Source organism: Candidatus Schmidhempelia bombi str. Bimp (assembly GCF_000471645.3).
In the GTDB taxonomy this organism is placed as follows: domain Bacteria; phylum Pseudomonadota; class Gammaproteobacteria; order Enterobacterales; family Orbaceae; genus Utexia; species Utexia bombi.
The window spans coordinates 1-20306 of the sequence record NZ_AWGA01000007.1 but is presented as its reverse complement, the minus strand read 5'-3'; the positions used below and the strand labels follow the sequence as shown (position 1 = coordinate 20306).

The 20306-nt window shown below is 38.0% G+C and carries 14 protein-coding genes and 1 CRISPR repeat array; of the genes, 8 read left to right on the top strand and 6 right to left on the bottom strand.

Annotated elements, in window-relative coordinates:
• Positions 1-50: 50 nt before the first annotated feature.
• The 6 genes from O970_RS00470 to gutQ form a co-directional block, all read right to left on the bottom strand.
• Entirely contained in the window at positions 51-752 is a 702-nt protein-coding gene (locus O970_RS00470; RefSeq protein WP_024495233.1) for a phosphoglycolate phosphatase, read from the bottom strand.
• A 26-nt stretch (positions 753-778) separates the two neighbouring features.
• The gene (gene rpe, locus O970_RS00465) at positions 779-1453 is read right to left on the bottom strand and encodes a ribulose-phosphate 3-epimerase (RefSeq protein WP_024495232.1); all 675 of its coding nucleotides are present in this window, start codon (positions 1451-1453) and stop codon (positions 779-781) included.
• Positions 1454-1497: 44 nt separating this feature from the next.
• Entirely contained in the window at positions 1498-2310 is an 813-nt protein-coding gene (locus tag O970_RS00460; protein WP_024495231.1) for a Dam family site-specific DNA-(adenine-N6)-methyltransferase, read from the bottom strand.
• Between the two features lie 55 nt (positions 2311-2365).
• Positions 2366-3154: an SPOR domain-containing protein gene (locus O970_RS00455; protein ID WP_024495230.1), complete on the bottom strand. Its 789-nt coding sequence runs from the start codon at positions 3152-3154 to the stop codon at positions 2366-2368.
• A 74-nt stretch (positions 3155-3228) separates the two neighbouring features.
• Positions 3229-3750 (bottom strand): shikimate kinase AroK, encoded by a 522-nt coding sequence (gene aroK / locus O970_RS00450; protein ID WP_024495229.1) that lies wholly within the window; start codon positions 3748-3750, stop codon positions 3229-3231.
• Between the two features lie 303 nt (positions 3751-4053).
• Positions 4054-5043 (bottom strand): arabinose-5-phosphate isomerase GutQ, encoded by a 990-nt coding sequence (gene gutQ, locus O970_RS00445; RefSeq protein WP_105291824.1) that lies wholly within the window; start codon positions 5041-5043, stop codon positions 4054-4056.
• 304 nt (positions 5044-5347) lie between these two features.
• Here gutQ and ubiD point away from each other — a divergent pair, with 304 nt between their 5' ends.
• The 8 genes from ubiD (at position 5348) to rpoC (ending at position 18916) form a co-directional block, all read left to right on the top strand.
• The gene (ubiD, locus tag O970_RS00440; RefSeq protein WP_024495227.1) at positions 5348-6811 is read left to right on the top strand and encodes a 4-hydroxy-3-polyprenylbenzoate decarboxylase; all 1464 of its coding nucleotides are present in this window, start codon (positions 5348-5350) and stop codon (positions 6809-6811) included.
• A gap of 504 nt (positions 6812-7315) precedes the next feature.
• Positions 7316-7681, top strand: coding sequence for a DUF5362 family protein (locus tag O970_RS00435; RefSeq protein WP_024495226.1), 366 nt, complete (start codon positions 7316-7318; stop codon positions 7679-7681).
• 200 nt (positions 7682-7881) lie between these two features.
• Positions 7882-8310 (top strand): 50S ribosomal protein L11, encoded by a 429-nt coding sequence (gene rplK / locus O970_RS00430; RefSeq protein ID WP_024495225.1) that lies wholly within the window; start codon positions 7882-7884, stop codon positions 8308-8310.
• A 4-nt stretch (positions 8311-8314) separates the two neighbouring features.
• Positions 8315-9019 carry a 50S ribosomal protein L1 gene (gene rplA / locus O970_RS00425; RefSeq protein WP_024495224.1) on the top strand — a complete coding sequence of 235 codons (705 nt, stop codon included), beginning with the start codon at positions 8315-8317 and terminating at the stop codon, positions 9017-9019.
• A 288-nt stretch (positions 9020-9307) separates the two neighbouring features.
• Positions 9308-9805 carry a 50S ribosomal protein L10 gene (gene rplJ / locus O970_RS00420; protein WP_024495223.1) on the top strand — a complete coding sequence of 166 codons (498 nt, stop codon included), beginning with the start codon at positions 9308-9310 and terminating at the stop codon, positions 9803-9805.
• A gap of 72 nt (positions 9806-9877) precedes the next feature.
• A complete protein-coding gene (gene rplL / locus O970_RS00415; RefSeq protein WP_024495222.1) occupies positions 9878-10246 on the top strand; it encodes a 50S ribosomal protein L7/L12 in 369 nt (122 codons plus the stop codon).
• Between the two features lie 304 nt (positions 10247-10550).
• The gene (gene rpoB, locus O970_RS00410) at positions 10551-14579 is read left to right on the top strand and encodes a DNA-directed RNA polymerase subunit beta (protein WP_024495221.1); all 4029 of its coding nucleotides are present in this window, start codon (positions 10551-10553) and stop codon (positions 14577-14579) included.
• Positions 14580-14683: 104 nt separating this feature from the next.
• Complete coding sequence (rpoC, locus tag O970_RS00405; RefSeq protein WP_024495220.1) at positions 14684-18916, top strand: DNA-directed RNA polymerase subunit beta'; 4233 nt, start codon at positions 14684-14686, stop codon at positions 18914-18916.
• Positions 18917-19580: 664 nt separating this feature from the next.
• A CRISPR array of direct repeats spans positions 19581-20269; the repeat unit is 29 nt; unit sequence GTTAACCGCCGCGTAGGCGGCTTAGAAAA.
• Between the last annotated feature and the right edge of the window lie 37 nt (positions 20270-20306).

The following is a 20306-nucleotide window of genomic DNA, read 5'->3' as shown; positions in this document are numbered from 1 at the left end:
AATTAGACCTTTATTTCATCTCGTTTGGTTGTCGTTATTACTGTTTTAAATTATTTTTTTGCTGCCGGTTTGGGTAAGGATAAATAGGATAAAATCTCCGTGAATTTATCACAAATCACATCGGGATGGGTATAGCTAATTGGTTCACCATAATTATAACCATAACTCATGCCAATAGTTGGGCACTGGGCATTTTTCGCTGCGCGAATATCGTTGCGCGAGTCGCCAATAAAAAGCAGTTGATCACTATATATGCCAAAAGTTGCCATAACTAAGTAAAGGGGAGCCGGATGGGGTTTGAGTTTGATCACGTCACCTTCGCCTAAAACAAGATTAAAATAGTCTTGAATTTCGAGCGATGCCAATAAGTCAGGTAAAAATTTGGCGGCTTTATTGGTGACTAATGCTATCGGATAACCATTGTCTTTTAATGTTTGTAGTGTTTGTTTAACACCTGGAAACAACCGTGTACCACTATCAATATGTTGACGATAATGTTGGTGAAAATGAGTTTGCGCTTCTGCTTGTAGTGATAAAGGCGCTTTTACTGCGTTAAGTGCCCGTTCAATTAATTTATCAATACCATTCCCCACCCACGTTTTTATTTGTTCATCGGTGACGGTGGGTAAAGCAAGATCTGCTAAGGTGAGTTGCATAGCTTTTGCTAGCCCTGGTACACTATCGACTAACGTACCATCTAAATCAAAGGCGATCGCCTGAATATCCTCAAATGATTTAGCGTGTGAATTCATATATTCTTCCTTGTCAGGTGTGAAATTTATGCGGTTATTTGGCTAAGTTGATGGCGCATTTGCTGAATCACTTGTTGATAATCGGCGGCATCAAAAATAGCCGATCCAGCAACAAACATATCGGCCCCTGCTTTGGCAATTTCAGCAATATTAGTTACTTTTACGCCCCCGTCAACTTCTAAGCGGATAGCGCGTCCACTTTGATCAATTAACTGATGTACTTGTTTTAATTTGGTTAGCGTATTAGGTATAAATGCTTGTCCTCCAAATCCGGGGTTGACACTCATTAATAAAATCAAATCAATATCATCCATAAGGTAATCGAGGTGATTTAAAGGGGTTGCTGGGTTTAAAACAATACCCGCGGTGCAACCTTGATCATGAATTAATTGAATGGATCGATTAACATGCGTTGTTGCATCGGGATGAAAGGAAATGTGTGTCGCACCAGCTTTGGCAAACGCATGGATTAAATCATCAACGGGGGAGACCATTAGATGAACATCAATAGGCGCGGTAATGCCATAATCACGTAATGCCTGACAGAACATAGGACCCATGGTTAAATTTGGTACATAATGATTATCCATAACATCAAAATGAATAACATCAGCACCCGCGGCAAGTACCTTAGCTGTTTCTTCACCCAGTCGGGCAAAATCGGCAGAGAGAATCGAAGGAGCAATTAAATAATTTTTCATGAGTATACCTCTATCTGATGACTCAGTATCTTAGTATGCCTTGATTATTGATATAGCACGAGTAACTCTTGGATTTTTTTTCTACTTTGTCCATAGCAACTGATGGAGCGTCGTGTCTCTACATGATGGATTTTCGCTTTTTTATACCATTCACGGGTATTTTCCGTATCGTGATTGGAAATAAGTACCGGTATGCTTGATTTGGCAGCAATTTTTTCTGCTAATATCGCTAATCTTTTTTGGTCCTGCTGATTGAAACCATTTTTATAGTACGTCGTGAAATTGGCACTATAGGTTAATGGCTCATAAGGGGGATCACAGTAAATTACCGACCCTTTTTTGGCCTGTTTCATTACTTTGTGATAATTGGCACAAATAAATTTTGCTTTTTTTGCTTTTTCGGAAAAGAAAATAATCTCCTTTTCAGGAAAATAAATTTTTTGATATTTGCCAAAGGGGACATTAAATTCACCGCTATTATTATAGCGGCATAATCCATTAAAACAGTGGCGATTTAAGTATAGAAAAAGTAATGATCGTTGATAAGGATCCTTACTTTGATTGAACAATTGTCTAAATTGATAAAATGCACTTTCTTGATTATTATTGGCGGTAAACAGCAGCTTAGCATCATTAATAAATTTTTGCGGTGTGTGTTTAATCGTCTTAAATAATGAAATAAGATCTTGGTTAATATCTGCCAAAATATAACGTTCATAGTCGGTGTTTAGAAACACCGACCCTGCGCCAACAAAAGGCTCTATTAATGTTTCCCCTTCTGGCAGATGATAACGTATTTTCTCAATTAAAGTGTATTTTCCTCCCGCCCACTTTAGAAAAGCCCGGCTTTTTTTCAAAAGGCACCCCAATGTGGTAATATGTGTAACTTAACCATGAATCAGACATCAGCTCCTATAACTTATCTTTAAGTATGGCTTCACCCATTCTTACCCATGGTCCATTGGTTTTTAACTCATCAGGAAGCGCATTAAGTGCTTCTAGCGCATCCCCTTTAGTCGGATAATTGCCTTTGATTAGCACAAACCAGATCTTGTCATAGCGACGAGTCTCATAGATTTGGTAGTTCGTAACACGATTTTTCTTTGCAAAATCTAATATGCTAGGTAGTGACGATGAACCAATTAACTGAATAGTATAATGCTTGGTGTCGAGATTATTCGCTAATGGCAATTCGTTAAAGTAGGATTTTGCATCCATTTGATTATTAATGAATTCTTTGCGTTGTCTGCTGTCAAATTCATCAACAATTTCGCCTGGAATAACTAGCTGTGACTTGTTATCACTTTGTCCACGCGCTGATTCTGTCGGCGTACGAGAAATTTCTTGCCCATCAATGTTGAGCGAACGACCATTCATCTCATAATCAGATAAATCAGAGTAACTTGGATCTGTCGTGAATTCTGAGTTATTTTGATTTGTCTGACCTGTATATCTGCTTTCAATTCTATTTGTTTGATATTGATTGCCAGTTTGATGACGATTCATGCCATTACTATCTGCCGTATCAGGGGTACGGAAAAGTAAGAAACTGATTAAAAGTAATAAAACGGCGATAATCAAGACTAGAATCATCGTTGTTCTATTAAATTGATTAGTCAGTCTTAAACGTTTTTTTCTTTCGTTGGCAAATAATAGCTTATCTTTTGGGGATTGCATTGTTTCTGGATGTAAATCGCTCATAGCGTACATACTCCTTATACATTAAAGATCAAAGCAAAAGAATCAAAAAATATTATTGACATATTTAAGATAACCTAGATTTGATCTATTTGTTCAATAATATAATTAGCCATACTTTTAGCACTTTGCTCATCAGTTTTAATTATTATATCGGCTATTTCTTCATATAATGGATTTCGTTGTTTTGCCATTTCTTCGTAACGTTCACGTGGCGCATTGCCACCTTGTAATAATGGGCGTCGTTTATCTTTCTGAGTCCGCGCCATCTGCTTTTCAATTGTCGTTTCAAGATAAACAACAATTCCCCTTGCAGATAATTTATTTCTGGTGTCTTTAGATAGCACTGAACCACCACCCGTGGCCAAAACAACCCCTTGTTTTTCGGTTAGCTCATTGATGACTTTTTCTTCGCGAATACGAAAACCTTCTTCGCCTTCTAAATCAAATATCCATGCAATATCAGCACCAGTTCTTTTTTCAATTTCTTGGTCAGAATCAAAAAATTCCATCGCTAATTGTTGTGCAATTTGCTTACCAATAGTACTTTTACCTGCCCCCATCGGGCCAATAAGAAAAATATTTCGTTTCTCTGCCATTGTGGTATCGTCATTTTGTTGGTTAATGTATTTCTCTTATAGAATTCTATAAGCCTGTTATTTTTAGTCCCCATCGGAAAAGAACAAAATTTAAGTCAATAATTATCTCAATAGTTGCGGCTATTTGGCAAGTAAGAAATACCAAATTGCTGAATTAAAACGCGCATTATTGAAATATTATTGCAAATCGTTGTTACTATTCCCATTCTGATGATGCTAATTTCTCTTTTTATATACTTTTGTTGTAATATCATTGGTTTTACGTTTTAGGTGTTTTTACGTTATTAGTCAATGCATTAACAACTAACCAATACCTGATTGGTGTAAATCATAGATATTTAGCGCTCCGATCAATTCGTCGTGATGATTAACGACGGGGGCTGCACTAATATTATGATCATGTAAATTTTTAAGGGCTTCAACCGCTTTCCAATCTTCTGGTAATCGGTATCCTGGTGAGATCATCACTTGGGTAATCGCATCTTGTAACGTGCCATTTTTTAGCAATAAACGACGTAAATCACCATCAGTAAAGACGCCTAAGATATGATTTTTATCATCGCAAATCATGACTAAACCAAGACCGGTGCGGCTTAATTCTAGCATAGCATCAAAGACAGTTGCCTTTGGTGAAATACGTGGAATTTGGTCACCAGTGCGCATGACATCTTTTACTTGAATCAGTAATTTTGCACCAAGGCTACCAGCTGGGTGCGAACGGGCAAAATCGTGTTCATCAAACTGTTTTGCCCGCATTAAGGTAATCGCTAACGCATCGCCCATTAATAAGGTATTGGTTGAACTACTGGTTGGAGCCAGCCCCATGGGGCACGCTTCTTTTTCTATACTAATATCAAGTACGGCTTGAGCAGCATGCGCTAATGGTGAATTTTTATTACCCGTGATAGCTATAATAGGCACTTCCATTGCCGCTAATAAAGGTAAAATAAGATTAAATTCTTTAGCTCGACCCGAATAAGAGATAAGCAGTGCTACGTCATTTTTTTCAACCATACCTAAATCACCATGTAGTGCTTCTGATGGGTGCATAAAAAATGATGGCGTTCCAGTGCTAGCTAAGGAGGCAGCAATCTTTCTACCAATATGTCCAGATTTACCAATACCAGATACCACGACTTTACCTTTGGTAGCTAAAATAAGGCGACAGGCAGTAATAAAATCTTCTCCCAGTCGGTCTGGTAATTTAGTTGCCTCATAAAGTTCCAATGCTAATAATTCTTTACCATATTGTAGTAACTGGTCATTATCGATTGGAAATATCTTATTTGCCATGATTATCTCAATATTACTAATTATGCTTACGTCATAGACTATGAAGATCAAGTGAATATATCATAAATTCAAGGCGACCTATTTTAACAAAAAAAACAATAAAATCAATTAAGGGTAAAAAATGTAACCAATTGATTTTATTAGTTAAAATTTATCCCCTAATTTGGAGTGATGCGCAATCATAGGGATAATATTTCTGTTTTTAGATAAATATCACTTATTTAGTCTAGCAATTCTCTGCGTTTATCTTACCATTGAAATCAGTGTATACTGAGCTATATCGTAAAATAGGATACATTAAACAATGAAATATGCAGATTTAAGGGATTTTATCGATTATCTTGAATCCATCGGTGAACTAAAACGTATTACTTACCCCGTTGATCCGTATTTAGAAATGACGGAAATTGCTGATCGTGTACTACGTAAAGAAGGTCCAGCATTACTATTTATGAATCCTATCGGTTATCAAATGCCTGTGCTATGTAATTTATTTGGTACGACGCGGCGTGTTGCTTTGGCTATGGGGCAACAAGATATATCTGCTTTGCGTGATATTGGACATTTATTGGCATTTCTGCGTGAGCCTGAACCACCAAAAGGGGTAAGACAATTTTTAGGTGTATTACCAAAATATAAGCAAGTCTTGAATATGCCAGTAAAAAAGCGTACCTCAGCACCTTGTCAAGCCCGTTGTTTTGTTGATGAAGAGGTCGATTTAGATCAAATACCCATTATGCATTGTTGGTCAGGTGATGTTGCACCGCTAGTTACTTGGGGTTTAACAATTACTAAAGGACCAAATAAAGAACGGCAAAATCTAGGGGTCTATCGCCTACAAAAATTAGCAAGGAACAAACTTATTATGCGTTGGTTATCCCATCGTGGTGGGGCCCTTGATTTTCAAGAGTGGCAACATGCTCATCCGGGTGAACGTTTTCCTGTGGTTGTGGCTTTAGGCGCAGATCCTGCGACAATTTTAGGCGCAGTAACGCCAGTACCTGATACTTTATCTGAATACGCTTTTGCTGGATTATTACGAGGCAAAAGAACGGAAGTAGTACAAGCGCTTTCTTGTGAATTAGACGTGCCAGCTAGTGCCGAAATTGTATTAGAAGGATACATTGATCCAACAGAAATGGCGAAAGAAGGTCCTTATGGCGATCATACTGGTTATTATAATGAAGTAGAACAATTTCATGTAATGACTATTACCCATATTACTCAGCGCCAAGACGCCATTTATCATTCGACTTATACTGGTAGACCACCTGATGAGCCTTCTATATTGGGACTAGCATTAAATGAAGTGTTCATTCCTATTTTGCAGAAACAATTTCCAGAAATCGTCGATTTTTATTTACCACCGGAAGGCTGTTCTTACCGTATCGCCATTGTGACCATAAAAAAACAGTATCCTGGGCATGCTAAACGAGTGATGATGGGGGTTTGGTCTTATTTACGCCAATTTATGTATACGAAATTTGTGATTATATGTGATGATGATATCAACGCGCGTGATTGGAAAGATGTGATGTGGGCGATCTCAACAAGAATGGATCCGCGTAGAGATACAACCTTTATTGACAATACGCCGATTGATTATTTGGATTTTGCTTCACCTATAGCTGGTTTAGGCTCAAAAATGGGTTTAGATGCGACCAACAAATGGCAAGGGGAAACCACTAGAGAGTGGGGAACTATTATAGAAAAAGATCCTAAAGTTGTAGCACATATTGATGAGATTTGGTCTAAATTAGGTATTTAAATTTAGATTAAAAATATATTCTTGGGATAAGTGACTTATTCTAAAAATGGTCTTGTTAATTCCATATCATATATAGATTAAATTTAACGGGTTAATATTTAGCATTAACCCGTAAATCGTTATTTAGTAAATAAACAACAGCTGTTATTGAGCTTCATTAGCTTATTTTTTCTGTGTCATTTAAAAAATCAGTCGATTATATAAAGCATAATGATTATTTGTATTGTTGGTTTATTCATAATAATTTATCAATGTTTGCTTCCACGTTACTTAATAGTAAAAACGTCTGGGCGTGATAAAGTCCGATTTTAGGAAAAGAGACTATTTATAAGATTGGGTATCTTTAGGTTAATTCTATACGTTTATTTAAGCCAGTTATTACTATTTTACAACGGTTTTTAAGGTTAGATTGTTTTTTGAACAAATAATTTTTTATTTTTAGAGACCAGTAGTATGATAGTTTTTGCTACAAATATTTAATCATTCAAGGAAATAATAACGATTATGCAACAAATAACAGATAACTTAAATAATTTAGTTTTAGATAAACAATTAATTCAGAAAATGTCGTTTATTGGTACCGTGCAAAAAGTATTTGGTGTCTTCGGTATCATCGGTGGGGTTTTTATATGTCTAGGAATAATTAGTGCTATTTTTGGTATCCCTATGATTATTGCTGGTTGGAAATTATTTTTATCGGGTAGAAGTTTTAAACAATTAGTTCAAACCAACGATATATGCAATATAAAAGAAGCATTAATCAATCTTGCCGCCTATTGGTTATATACATTGATCTATTTAGCAACTATCATTATTTTCTATATTATTTTATTTATTACTATTATTTTGGGAAATAATCTATACCTATAGAAAAATATTATTTAATAATGAATAAAATTTTTTTGATAATGTTAAATCAAATGGCATAACAGATGAATGTTATTTAATTGATAACTTGAGCTTGCAATTTGATTAGTTTTATAGCATAATTTTGCCCTCAATTAACTTAGGGGAGCTGTATGTTATCGGTTTAACAGAGGCGATAGTACCCAAGATAAGGAAAACGACAAATGGCAAAAAAAGTCACAGCTTACATTAAATTGCAAGTTGCAGCTGGTGCGGCAAATCCAAGTCCACCGGTTGGTCCTGCGTTAGGTCAACATGGTGTTAATATCATGGAATTCTGTAAAGCATTCAATGCGCGTACAGAAAGCCTAGAAAAAGGTCTTCCTACTCCAGTAGTTATTACTGTTTATGCGGACCGTTCATTCACTTTTGAAATCAAAACTCCACCTGCCGCTGTATTATTGAAAAAAGCAGCGAAAATCAAATCAGGTTCTGGTGAACCTAATAAGAAGAAAGTGGGTAAAGTAACTTCAGCACAAATTCGTGAAATTGCTGAAACGAAAGCAGCCGATATGAATGGTGCGACCATTGAATCAATGATGCGTTCTATTGAAGGTACTGCACGTTCAATGGGCTTGGAAGTGGAGGAATAATCGAATGGCTAAATTAACCAAACGAGCGAGACTTATCCGCGAAAAAGTTGATGCAACTAAACAGTATGAAATTACTGAAGCGGTAACTTTATTAAAAGAGTTAGCAACAGCGAAATTTGTTGAAAGTGTTGATGTTGCTGTTAACCTAGGTATCGATGCACGTAAATCAGATCAAAATGTCCGTGGTGCTATCGTTCTTCCACACGGTACTGGTCGTAGTGTTCGTGTTGCGGTCTTCACTCAAGGCGCTAATGCTGAAGCAGCGAAAGAAGCTGGTGCTGAATTAGTTGGTATGGAAGATCTTGCAGAACAAATCAAAAAAGGCGAAATGAATTTTGACGTAGTAATTGCCTCTCCAGACGCAATGCGTATCGTTGGACAATTAGGTCAGATTCTTGGTCCACGTGGTTTAATGCCAAACCCGAAAGTGGGTACCGTAACGCCAAATGTTGCTGAAGCAGTGAAAAATGCCAAAGCAGGTCAGGTCCGCTACCGTAATGATAAAAATGGTATTATCCATACCACTATCGGTAAAGTTGACTTTGATGCAGATAAATTAAAAGAGAACTTAGAAGCATTAATCGTTGCATTAAAACGAGCTAAACCTTCTACGTCTAAAGGCGTTTATGTCAAGAAAGTAAGCCTGTCTACCACTATGGGTGCTGGCGTTGCGATTGACCAAAATAGCTTAGTGACAACAGTTAACTAAGTTTTCAACCTACTTTAGTAGGAAAATAAATAGGTTGGCGTCCGTCCTTTTCCGGACCCCGTCCAAGACCGTAGGTGTAAGATTAGTGTTATCTAATTTTACTTAATTTCCCTACGTAGACGGTGACAGAACCATATAGTTATTTTAATTGATAGATATAATTGAAATAATCTGGATCTCTGCTCACCGTAATAACGCTGATAAAGATTAGTTATCTAGCTATGATTGCTGATCATGTCAGTACAGTGAGTCTAGGTGCAAGCCTAGTTTAATCCAGGAGTAAAACCAATGGCACTAAATCTTCAAGATAAACAAGCAATTGTTGCTGAAGTTAATGAAATCGCCAAAGGTGCGCTATCTGCAGTTGTTGCTGACTCACGTGGCGTAACTGTAGAAAAAATGACAGCATTACGTAAATCTGCTCGTGAAGCGGGTGTTTATATGCGTGTTGTACGTAATACTTTATTACGTCGTATCGTAGAAGGCACACCTTATGAGTGTTTAAAAGATACGTTTGTTGGTCCTACTCTTATTGCATTTTCTAATGAGCACCCAGGTGCCGCAGCTCGTTTATTTAAAGAGTTTGCTAAAGGAAATGACAAATTTGAGATTAAAGCAGCAGCCTTTGAAGGTGAGTTAATTACGGCGGCCAATATTGACCGTTTAGCAACTTTACCAACTTACGAAGAAGCATTAGCTCGCTTAATGTCAACCATGAAAGAAGCCGCAGCAGGCAAATTGGTTCGTACTATTGCAGCGATTCGCGATCAAAAAGAAGCGGCTTAGTCGCCACTTTATTATCGCGATTAGATGTGTTAATTAATAAACAAATAACTTGTAAATTTAGGAATATTTATTATGTCTATCACTAAAGAGCAAATTTTAGACGCAGTTGCTGAAATGTCAGTAATGGACGTTGTTGAATTAATTTCAATGATGGAAGAAAAATTTGGTGTTTCTGCAGCAGCAGCAGTAGCTGTAGCAGCAGCAGGTCCAGCTGAAGCAGCTGAAGAAAAAACTGAGTTTGACGTTGTATTAACTGCTGCTGGCGGTAACAAAGTTGCTGTTATCAAAGCAGTTCGTGGTGCAACTGGTCTTGGTCTTAAAGAAGCGAAAGATCTTGTTGAATCTGCACCTGCAACTGTTAAAGAAGCAGCAAGCAAAGATGATGCTGAAGCACTTAAGAAAGCACTTGAAGAAGCTGGTGCATCTGTCGAACTTAAATAAGTTTGTATTAAAATTTGCAGCCTAATTTGGGCTGATGGCTGGTGGTTTTTTATCACCAGCCTTTTTGCGCTGTAAGGATATACCATTATAATTTATGCTATTTTGGCTAAATTATCGTATAATGGATGTATCAAATCAAAACCTAATCAATTGATATTTAACATATTTTCGATAAGGTGTCAGAAATTAAGTATTTTACATAGTGAAATCAATGAGTCTAACTCCTATTTCTGATAATTTTTATAATATTGCATGACCCTGTCTTCGGGCATGTTAGGTCACAGATCAGCAAGTTGAGGAACCAATGGTTTATTCCTATACCGAGAAAAAACGAATTCGTAAGAATTTTGGTAAACGTCCACAAGTTCTGGATATACCTTATCTTCTTTCTATTCAACTTGATTCGTTCCAGAAGTTTATTGAGCAGGATCCCGAAGGCCAGTATGGTCTAGAAGCTGCGTTCCGTTCAATCTTTCCAATAAAAAGTTACAGTGGTAATGCAGAATTACAGTATGTTAATTATCGCTTAGGTGAACCTGTTTTTGATGTAAAAGAGTGTCAGATTCGTGGTATTACTTATTCTGCGCCATTACGTGTAAAATTACGTCTGGTCATTTATGATAAAGATGCGCCTGAAGGAACGGTTAAGGACATTAAAGAACAAGATGTTTACATGGGTGAAATTCCGTTAATGACGGATAACGGTACTTTTGTTATTAATGGTACTGAGCGTGTTATTGTTTCTCAGTTACATCGTAGCCCTGGCGTATTTTTTGATAGCGATAAGGGTAAAACGCACTCATCAGGTAAAGTACTTTACAATGCACGTATTATCCCATACCGTGGTTCTTGGCTTGATTTTGAATTTGACCCGAAAGATAACCTGTTTGCGCGTATTGACCGTCGTCGTAAATTATCGGCAACAATAATTTTACGTGCATTAGGCTATGACACTCAACAAATTTTGGATCTTTTCTTTGATAAAGTCATTTTTGAAGTGGCTAAAAATAAACTGAAAATGGAATTAGTTCCTGAACGTTTACGTGGTGAAACAGCTCAGTTTGATATTGAAGTTAAAGGTAAAGTTTATGTCGAGAAAGGACGCCGTATTACCGCACGTCATATTAGGCAACTAGAAAAAGATGAAATAACAAAAATAGATGTGCCTGTTGACTATATTATCGGTAAGATTCTTTCTAAAGATTATGTAAGCGAAATTACGGGTGAAGTCGTCGCTCAAGCTAATACACCAATTACTTTAGAGTTATTAGCGCAATTAAGCAGTGAAGGATTTAAGCGAATTGAGACATTATTTACTAATGATCTTGATCATGGTCCATATATTTCAGAAACATTGCGTAATGACCCAACAAGCGATCGTTTAAGTGCATTAGTTGAAATTTATCGTATGATGCGCCCAGGTGAACCACCAACAAAAGAAGCAGCAGAATCATTATTTGATAATATGTTCTTCTCTGAAGAGCGCTACGATTTATCAGCGGTTGGTCGCATGAAGTTTAACCGTTCTTTAGGACGCAGTGAGACTGAGGGCGGTAGCGTATTATCTCGTGAAGATATCGTTGATGTCCTGAAAAAATTAATTGATATCCGTAACGGGCAAGGCGAAGTGGATGATATTGACCACTTAGGTAATCGTCGTATCCGTTCTGTTGGTGAAATGGCAGAAAACCAATTCCGTATTGGTTTAGTACGTGTTGAACGTGCGGTAAAAGAACGTCTATCTATTGGTGATCTCGATTCCTTAATGCCACAAGATATGATTAATGCTAAGCCAATTTCAGCGGCTATTCGTGAGTTCTTTGGTTCAAGCCAGTTATCACAGTTTATGGATCAGAATAATCCATTATCGGAAATTACACATAAACGCCGTATTTCCGCGTTAGGTCCAGGTGGTTTAACACGTGAACGTGCGGGCTTTGAAGTGCGAGACGTACATCCAACCCATTATGGTCGCGTATGTCCAATCGAAACACCGGAAGGTCCAAACATCGGTTTGATCAACTCATTAGCGGTCTATGCACGTACCAATGAATATGGCTTCCTTGAAACCCCATATCGTAAAGTGGTTGATGGTATTGTCACCGATGAGATTGATTATTTATCTGCGATTGATGAAAGCAGCTATGTTATTGCTCAGGCTAACTCAAACTTAGATGAGAATGGTCGTTTTGCTGAAGACTTAGTTACCTGCCGTTTAAATGGTGAATCTGGTTTGCATAGTCGTGACCAAATTAACTATATGGACGTATCAACCCAACAGATCGTTTCTGTGGGTGCTTCATTAATTCCATTCCTCGAACATGACGATGCTAACCGTGCCTTGATGGGTGCGAACATGCAACGTCAAGCAGTCCCAACATTAAAAGCAGAAAAACCATTTGTTGGTACCGGTATGGAACGAGCAGTTGCTGTTGACTCCGGCGTTACCGTTGTAGCAAAACGTGGTGGTACTGTACAGTATGTGGATGCATCACGGATAGTGATTAATGTTAATGAAGATGAAATGTACGCCGGTGAAGCGGGTATTGATATCTATAGTTTAACTAAATACACGCGTTCCAACCAAAATACATGTATTAATCAGTTACCATGCGTTGATTTAAATGAAAAAGTGGAACGCGGTGATGTCTTAGCTGATGGTCCATCAACCGATTTAGGTGAATTAGCCTTAGGTCAGAATATGCGTGTGGCATTTATGCCATGGAATGGTTATAACTTCGAGGACTCGATTTTAGTCTCTGAGCGTGTTGTTCAAGACGATCGTTTCACTTCAATCCATATTCAAGAGTTATCTTGTGTATCTCGTGATACCAAGCTTGGTGCTGAAGAGATTACCGCCGATATTCCAAATGTAGGTGAAGCAGCGTTATCGAAACTCGATGAGTCAGGTATCGTATATATCGGTGCTGAAGTCAAAGGCGGCGATATTCTGGTGGGTAAAGTAACGCCTAAAGGTGAAACACAATTAACACCAGAAGAAAAATTACTACGTGCAATTTTTGGTGAAAAAGCATCGGATGTAAAAGATACTTCGTTACGTGTACCAAATGGGGTATCGGGTACAGTCATTGACGTACAAGTCTTTACGCGTGATGGCGTTGTTAAAGATAAACGCGCACTTGAAATTGAAGATATGCAATTAAAAGAAGTACGTAAAGATTTGACTGAAGAACGTCAAATTCTAGAAGCGGCTTTATTTGCGCGTATCCGTGAAGTATTAATTGCTGGTGGCATTGAAGCGGCTAAACTTGATCTATTATCGCGTGATAAATGGTTAACGCTTGGTGTTGTTGACGAAGAAAAACAAGAGCAGTTAGAGCAGCTAGCTCAACAGTACGATGAAATTAAAGCTGAGTTTGACAAGAAACTGGAAGCGAAACGGATGAAGATCACCCAAGGGGATGATTTACAACCAGGCGTACTGAAAATTGTTAAAGTTTATCTTGCGGTTAAACGCCAAATTCAACCAGGTGATAAAATGGCTGGTCGTCATGGTAACAAAGGGGTTATTTCAAAAATCAACCCAATTGAAGATATGCCATATGATGAAAGTGGTCAGCCAGTCGATATCGTGTTAAACCCACTGGGTGTACCGTCACGTATGAATATCGGTCAGATTTTAGAAACCCATTTAGGTATGGCTGCGAAAGGTATTGGTAACAAAATTGATGCCCTACTGAAACAGCAAGCTGAAATCAAAAAATTACGTGAATTTATCCAAAAAGCTTATGATCTTGGTTTAGGTGTTGGTCAAAAAGTTGATTTATCAACCTTTAGTGATCAGGAAGTTATGGTACTTGCTGGTAACTTGCGTAATGGTATGCCACTTGCCTCGCCTGTATTTGATGGTGCTAAAGAAGCGGAAATCAAATCGTTGCTTGAGTTAGGCGATATTCCGACATCAGGACAAATTACGTTATATGATGGTCGTACCGGTGAAAAATTTGAGCGTCCAGTAACTGTAGGTTATATGTACATGCTTAAATTGAATCACTTAGTTGATGACAAAATGCATGCACGTTCAACGGGTTCTTATAGTCTGGTTACTCAGCAACCACTTGGTGGTAAAGCGCAATTCGGTGGTCAGCGTTTCGGTGAGATGGAAGTATGGGCACTTGAAGCTTACGGTGCTGCTTATACCTTACAAGAAATGTTAACTGTTAAATCGGATGACGTTAACGGTCGTACCAAAATGTACAAAAATATTGTAGATGGCAATCATCAAATGGAACCTGCGATTCCGGAATCCTTTAATGTGTTATTAAAAGAGATCCGTTCGTTAGGGATTAATATTGAGTTAGATGAAGAGTAATTCTAACTAAATACTGGGTGAGACCCACTTACATGGATAACTCATTGTATTTATAATAAAATCAATGAGTTATCTAATTGGTTTAACTCCACAGGAGCCAATTCGTGAAAGACTTATTAAAGTTTCTAAAAGCACAAACTAAAACAGAAGAGTTTGATGCAATTAAAATTGGATTAGCGTCGCCAGATATGATCCGTTCTTGGTCATTTGGTGAGGTTAAAAAACCTGAAACGATTAACTACCGTACTTTTAAACCTGAACGTGATGGTTTATTCTGTGCTCGTATCTTCGGGCCGGTAAAAGATTATGAATGTTTGTGCGGTAAATATAAGCGTCTCAAACACCGCGGTGTAATCTGTGAAAAGTGTGGCGTTGAAGTCACACAGACTAAAGTACGTCGTGAACGTATGGGTCATATTGAACTTGCGTCACCAACAGCGCATATATGGTTTTTAAAATCATTACCTTCTCGTATTGGTTTATTATTAGATATGCCATTACGTGATATTGAACGCGTGCTTTATTTTGAATCATTTATGGTTCTTGATGGTGGCATGACTAATTTAGAACGCGGTCAAATCTTAACTGAAGAGCAATACCTTGACGCGTTAGAAGAATTTGGTGATGAATTTGATGCGCGTATGGGTGCGGAAGCGATTCAGGCACTATTACGTAATCTAGACATTAACGCAGAATGTGAACTTTTACGTGAAGAGTTATCTATTACTAACTCAGAAACTAAACGTAAAAAATTAACTAAACGGATTAAAATCATTGAAGCATTCATTCAATCTGAAAATAAACCAGAATGGATGATCTTAAATGTATTACCGGTATTACCACCAGATTTAAGACCTTTAGTACCGCTTGACGGTGGCCGTTTTGCCACATCAGATCTTAATGATCTCTATCGTCGAGTGATCAACCGTAATAACCGTTTAAAACGTTTATTAGATTTAGCTGCACCAGATATCATTGTACGTAATGAAAAACGAATGTTACAAGAATCTGTTGATGCATTATTAGATAATGGTCGTCGTGGTCGTGCGATTACTGGCTCTAACAAACGTCCTTTAAAATCATTAGCTGATATGATTAAAGGTAAACAAGGTCGTTTCCGTCAGAATCTACTTGGTAAACGTGTAGATTATTCTGGTCGTTCGGTTATTACTGTAGGTCCATACTTACGTTTACATCAATGTGGTTTACCGAAAAAAATGGCATTAGAGCTATTTAAACCATTTATTTACGGTAAATTAGAGCGCCGTGGTTATGCCACAACCATCAAAGCAGCTAAGAAAATGGTTGAGCGTGAAGATGCTATCGTATGGGATATCTTAGATGAAGTAATTCGCGAACATCCGGTACTATTAAACCGTGCGCCAACACTTCACCGTTTAGGTATTCAAGCATTTGAACCTATTTTGATTGAAGGTAAAGCGATTCAGTTGCACCCATTGGTTTGTGCTGCTTTTAACGCCGACTTCGATGGTGACCAGATGGCGGTACACGTACCTTTAACCTTAGAAGCTCAGCTTGAAGCTCGTGCGTTAATGATGTCAACGAATAACATCTTATCACCGGCAAGTGGTGAACCAATTATCGTTCCTTCTCAGGACGTGGTATTGGGTCTTTACTATATGACGCGGGATAAAATCAATGCCAAAGGCGAAGGCATGGTGTTAAATGGGCCGAAGGAAGCCGAAAAGCTTTATCGTTTAGGTTTAGCAGAGTTACATGCACGCGTTAAGGTACGAATTACGGAACATACAAAAAATAGTGCCGGAGACTGGGAAGCAAAAACCAGTTTAATTGATACGACTGTTGGCCGTGCTATCTTATGGTTAATTATTCCGAAAGGATTACCGTACTCTATCATCAACCAAGCATTAGGTAAAAAAGCTATTTCTAAAACGCTTAACGTATGTTATCGCCAATTAGGAATGAAACAGACTGTTATCTTAGCAGACCAAATTATGTACACTGGTTTCGCTTATGCAGCGCGTTCTGGTGTATCAGTTGGTATTGATGATATGGTGATTCCATCGAAGAAAGCGGAAATCATTAATGAAGCGGAAGCGGAAGTCGCAGAGATCCAAGAACAGTTCCAATCAGGTTTAGTCACTGCAGGTGAGCGTTATAATAAAGTTATCGATATTTGGGCGGCAGCCAATGAACGTGTTGCTAAAGCAATGATGGATAACTTATCCACTGATATGGTGACTAACCGCGAAGGCCAACAAGAAAAACAAGCCTCATTTAATAGCATTTATATGATGGCCGATTCTGGAGCGCGGGGTTCGGCTGCACAGATTCGTCAGTTAGCGGGTATGCGTGGTCTAATGGCAAAACCTGATGGTTCGATCATCGAAACACCAATTACAGCTAACTTCCGTGAAGGTCTAAACGTTTTACAATACTTTATCTCTACCCATGGTGCACGTAAAGGTTTGGCCGATACCGCACTTAAGACAGCCAACTCTGGTTACCTAACTCGACGTTTAGTTGATGTAGCGCAAGACTTAGTTATCATTGAAGATGACTGTGGCACCTTAGATGGGGTTGTAATGACGCCAGTTATTGAAGGTGGGGATGTTAAAGAACCATTACGTGATCGTGTATTAGGTCGTGTAACGGCGGAAGATGTATTAAAACCAGGCAGTGCGGATATTCTCATCCCACGTAATACATTATTAGATGAACATTTCTGTGATCTATTAGAAGCAGAATTAATCGATAGTGTGAAAGTACGCTCTGTCGTATCCTGTAATACTGATTTCGGTGTATGTGCAAAATGTTATGGGCGTGATCTTGCTCGTGGTCATATCATTAATAAAGGTGAAGCGGTTGGGGTTATTGCAGCGCAATCAATCGGTGAACCAGGTACACAGTTAACCATGCGTACGTTCCATATCGGTGGTGCGGCGTCAAGGGCAGCAGCAGAATCAAGTATTCAGGTCCGTAATAAAGGTAATATCAAATTAACCAATGCGAAATACGTTATTAATTCCGATAAGAAATTAGTGATTACATCACGTAATTCTGAATTAACGGTAATTGACGAATTAGGTCGCATGAAAGAGACCTATAAAATCCCTTATGGTTCGGTATTATCAAAAGGTGACGGTTCAGCGGTAAATGCAGGTGAAACCATCGCTAACTGGGATCCACATACTATGCCAGTTATTTCTGAAGTAAGTGGATATATTCGTTTCGTTGATATGGTTGATGGTCAAACGATAACTCGTCAAACTGATGAACTAACGGGTTTATCTTCAATTGCCGTATTAGATGTAGCGGAACGTACTGGTTTAGGTAAAGATTTACGTCCAGCGATCAAAATTGTTGATGCCAAAGGCAATGATGTATTTGTGACGGGATCTGAAATGCCAGCACAATATTTCTTACCAGGTAAAGCATTAGTACAGCTAGAAGACGGAATGCAAATCAACACGGGTGATACTTTGGCACGGATCCCACAAGAATCTGTAGGTACTAAAGATATTACTGGTGGTCTACCGCGTGTTGCAGACTTATTTGAAGCACGTAAACCGAAAGAGCCGGCGATCTTGGCTGAAATCGATGGTATTGTTTCCTTTGGTAAAGAGACAAAAGGTAAACGCCGTTTAGTTATCAGCCCAATTGATGGTAGTGATCCTTACGAAGAGATGATTCCAAAATGGCGTCAGCTTAACGTATTTGAAGGTGAACACGTTCAACGCGGTGATGTGATTTCTGATGGACCTGAGTCACCACATGATATCTTACGTTTACGTGGTGTGAATGCCGTAACACGTTATATCGTAAATGAAGTACAAGAAGTTTATCGCTTACAAGGCGTTAAGATCAATGATAAACATATTGAAGTTATTGTACGTCAGATGTTACGTAAAGGAACGATTACTAATACAGGTGATTCACGATTCCTTGAAGGTGAGCAACTTGAAGTTGCGCGGATCAAAATTGTTAATCGTGAATTAGAAGCGCAAGGTAAAGCGCCAGCGGAATATGTGCATGACCTATTAGGTATTACTAAAGCATCACTTACCACTGAATCATTTATCTCAGCGGCATCGTTCCAAGAGACTACACGCGTACTAACTGAAGCTGCGGTAGCAGGAAAAAATGATGAATTACGTGGTCTAAAAGAAAACGTAATTGTAGGTCGTTTAATTCCAGCGGGTACGGGCTATGCGTATCATAAAGAACGTGTACGCCGTAAACAGCGTGATTTAACTGCACCAGCTGATACACAATCAGATGTTGCTCAGACTATCACTGCTGAAGAAGCAACAGCAAATTTAGCTGAATTACTTAACTCAGCAGATGAACAATAAACATCTTTGATTTAATGAGCCCCTTATATAGGGGCTTTTTTATTGTCTATAAATTGTCTTAATGTAATAAAATATAAATTTTGGTACATAAAGTTTTATACGTATATTAATGTCGCTTTGAGTTCGTAATACTAATAGTTATAAATAAAAATAAATTATATGACTGACAATTAATAAGATTTATCAAGGTATTAAAATAGCTAGCCAAGATTAAAATAAGCATGGAATCGTTCTTGTTTAGTGGTTATAAAATTCGACGGTCTATTTTAATTATTTGGTTAAGATAGAGATGAGTAATAGTTATCTATCAATAATATATATATAAAGGTTAATTTAGCCGCTATTTTACAAATAAATAAACTAACTTAAGCATAGACTTATGCTCACAGTTTGTTCACACATTCTCTGTGTATGCCAAATATATTTTTAGATTAAGTTTAGATAGCTTAATCTTACTGATCATCATTACTATTAATACAAATTATATTTTCCTCTTTATAGTTATAAATCAAAATTTCTCACTACCCTAATTTACCCCTTTTATTTTGCTTATTTATAATGCATTGATTTTATTATAAAAAATACAGTCTTTTAAAAAAGGGTCTTTTATGCTAAATAGATTATTTTTTTATTTAAACCAAATAGTTAATCTGATAAAATTCTAGTTAACCGCCGCGTAGGCGGCTTAGAAAATTATATATAAATCCTGCGACACTCGCACCACGTTAACCGCCGCGTAGGCGGCTTAGAAAAAAACTATTGATATTAATAGTCGGAATATTTAGTTAACCGCCGCGTAGGCGGCTTAGAAATTTTATTCTTCAACATCATTATATTTTTCTTTGTTAACCGCCGCGTAGGCGGCTTAGAAATTGACGACGAGACGCAACAACAGTGCGCGCGTGTTAACCGCCGCGTAGGCGGCTTAGAAATTCATGCTCATCAAGAGTCTCAAAAGTACATAGTTAACCGCCGCGTAGGCGGCTTAGAAATCATCTCAATGTATGCGATCTAGCAAGAAGAGGTTAACCGCCGCGTAGGCGGCTTAGAAAAATAGTTTTTACAAATTTCTATATCAAAAATAGTTAACCGCCGCGTAGGCGGCTTAGAAAACTAATATAAATAAAAAAACCCGCAATTTTTTGTTAACCGCCGCGTAGGCGGCTTAGAAAAATAGTTTCAACTAGTGAGAGAAACATATCAAGTTAACCGCCGCGTAGGCGGCTTAGAAAAACAAGAGATTGAACACCGTCGCTATAAAATGGTTAACCGCCGCGTAGGCGGCTTAGAAAAGCTGATTAGACAAAGAGTTAGCATCTAAGCCGTTAACCGCCGCGTAGGCGGCTTAGAAAACGTTCCATCGAACATGCCGGCAAACGGGCTAGTTAAC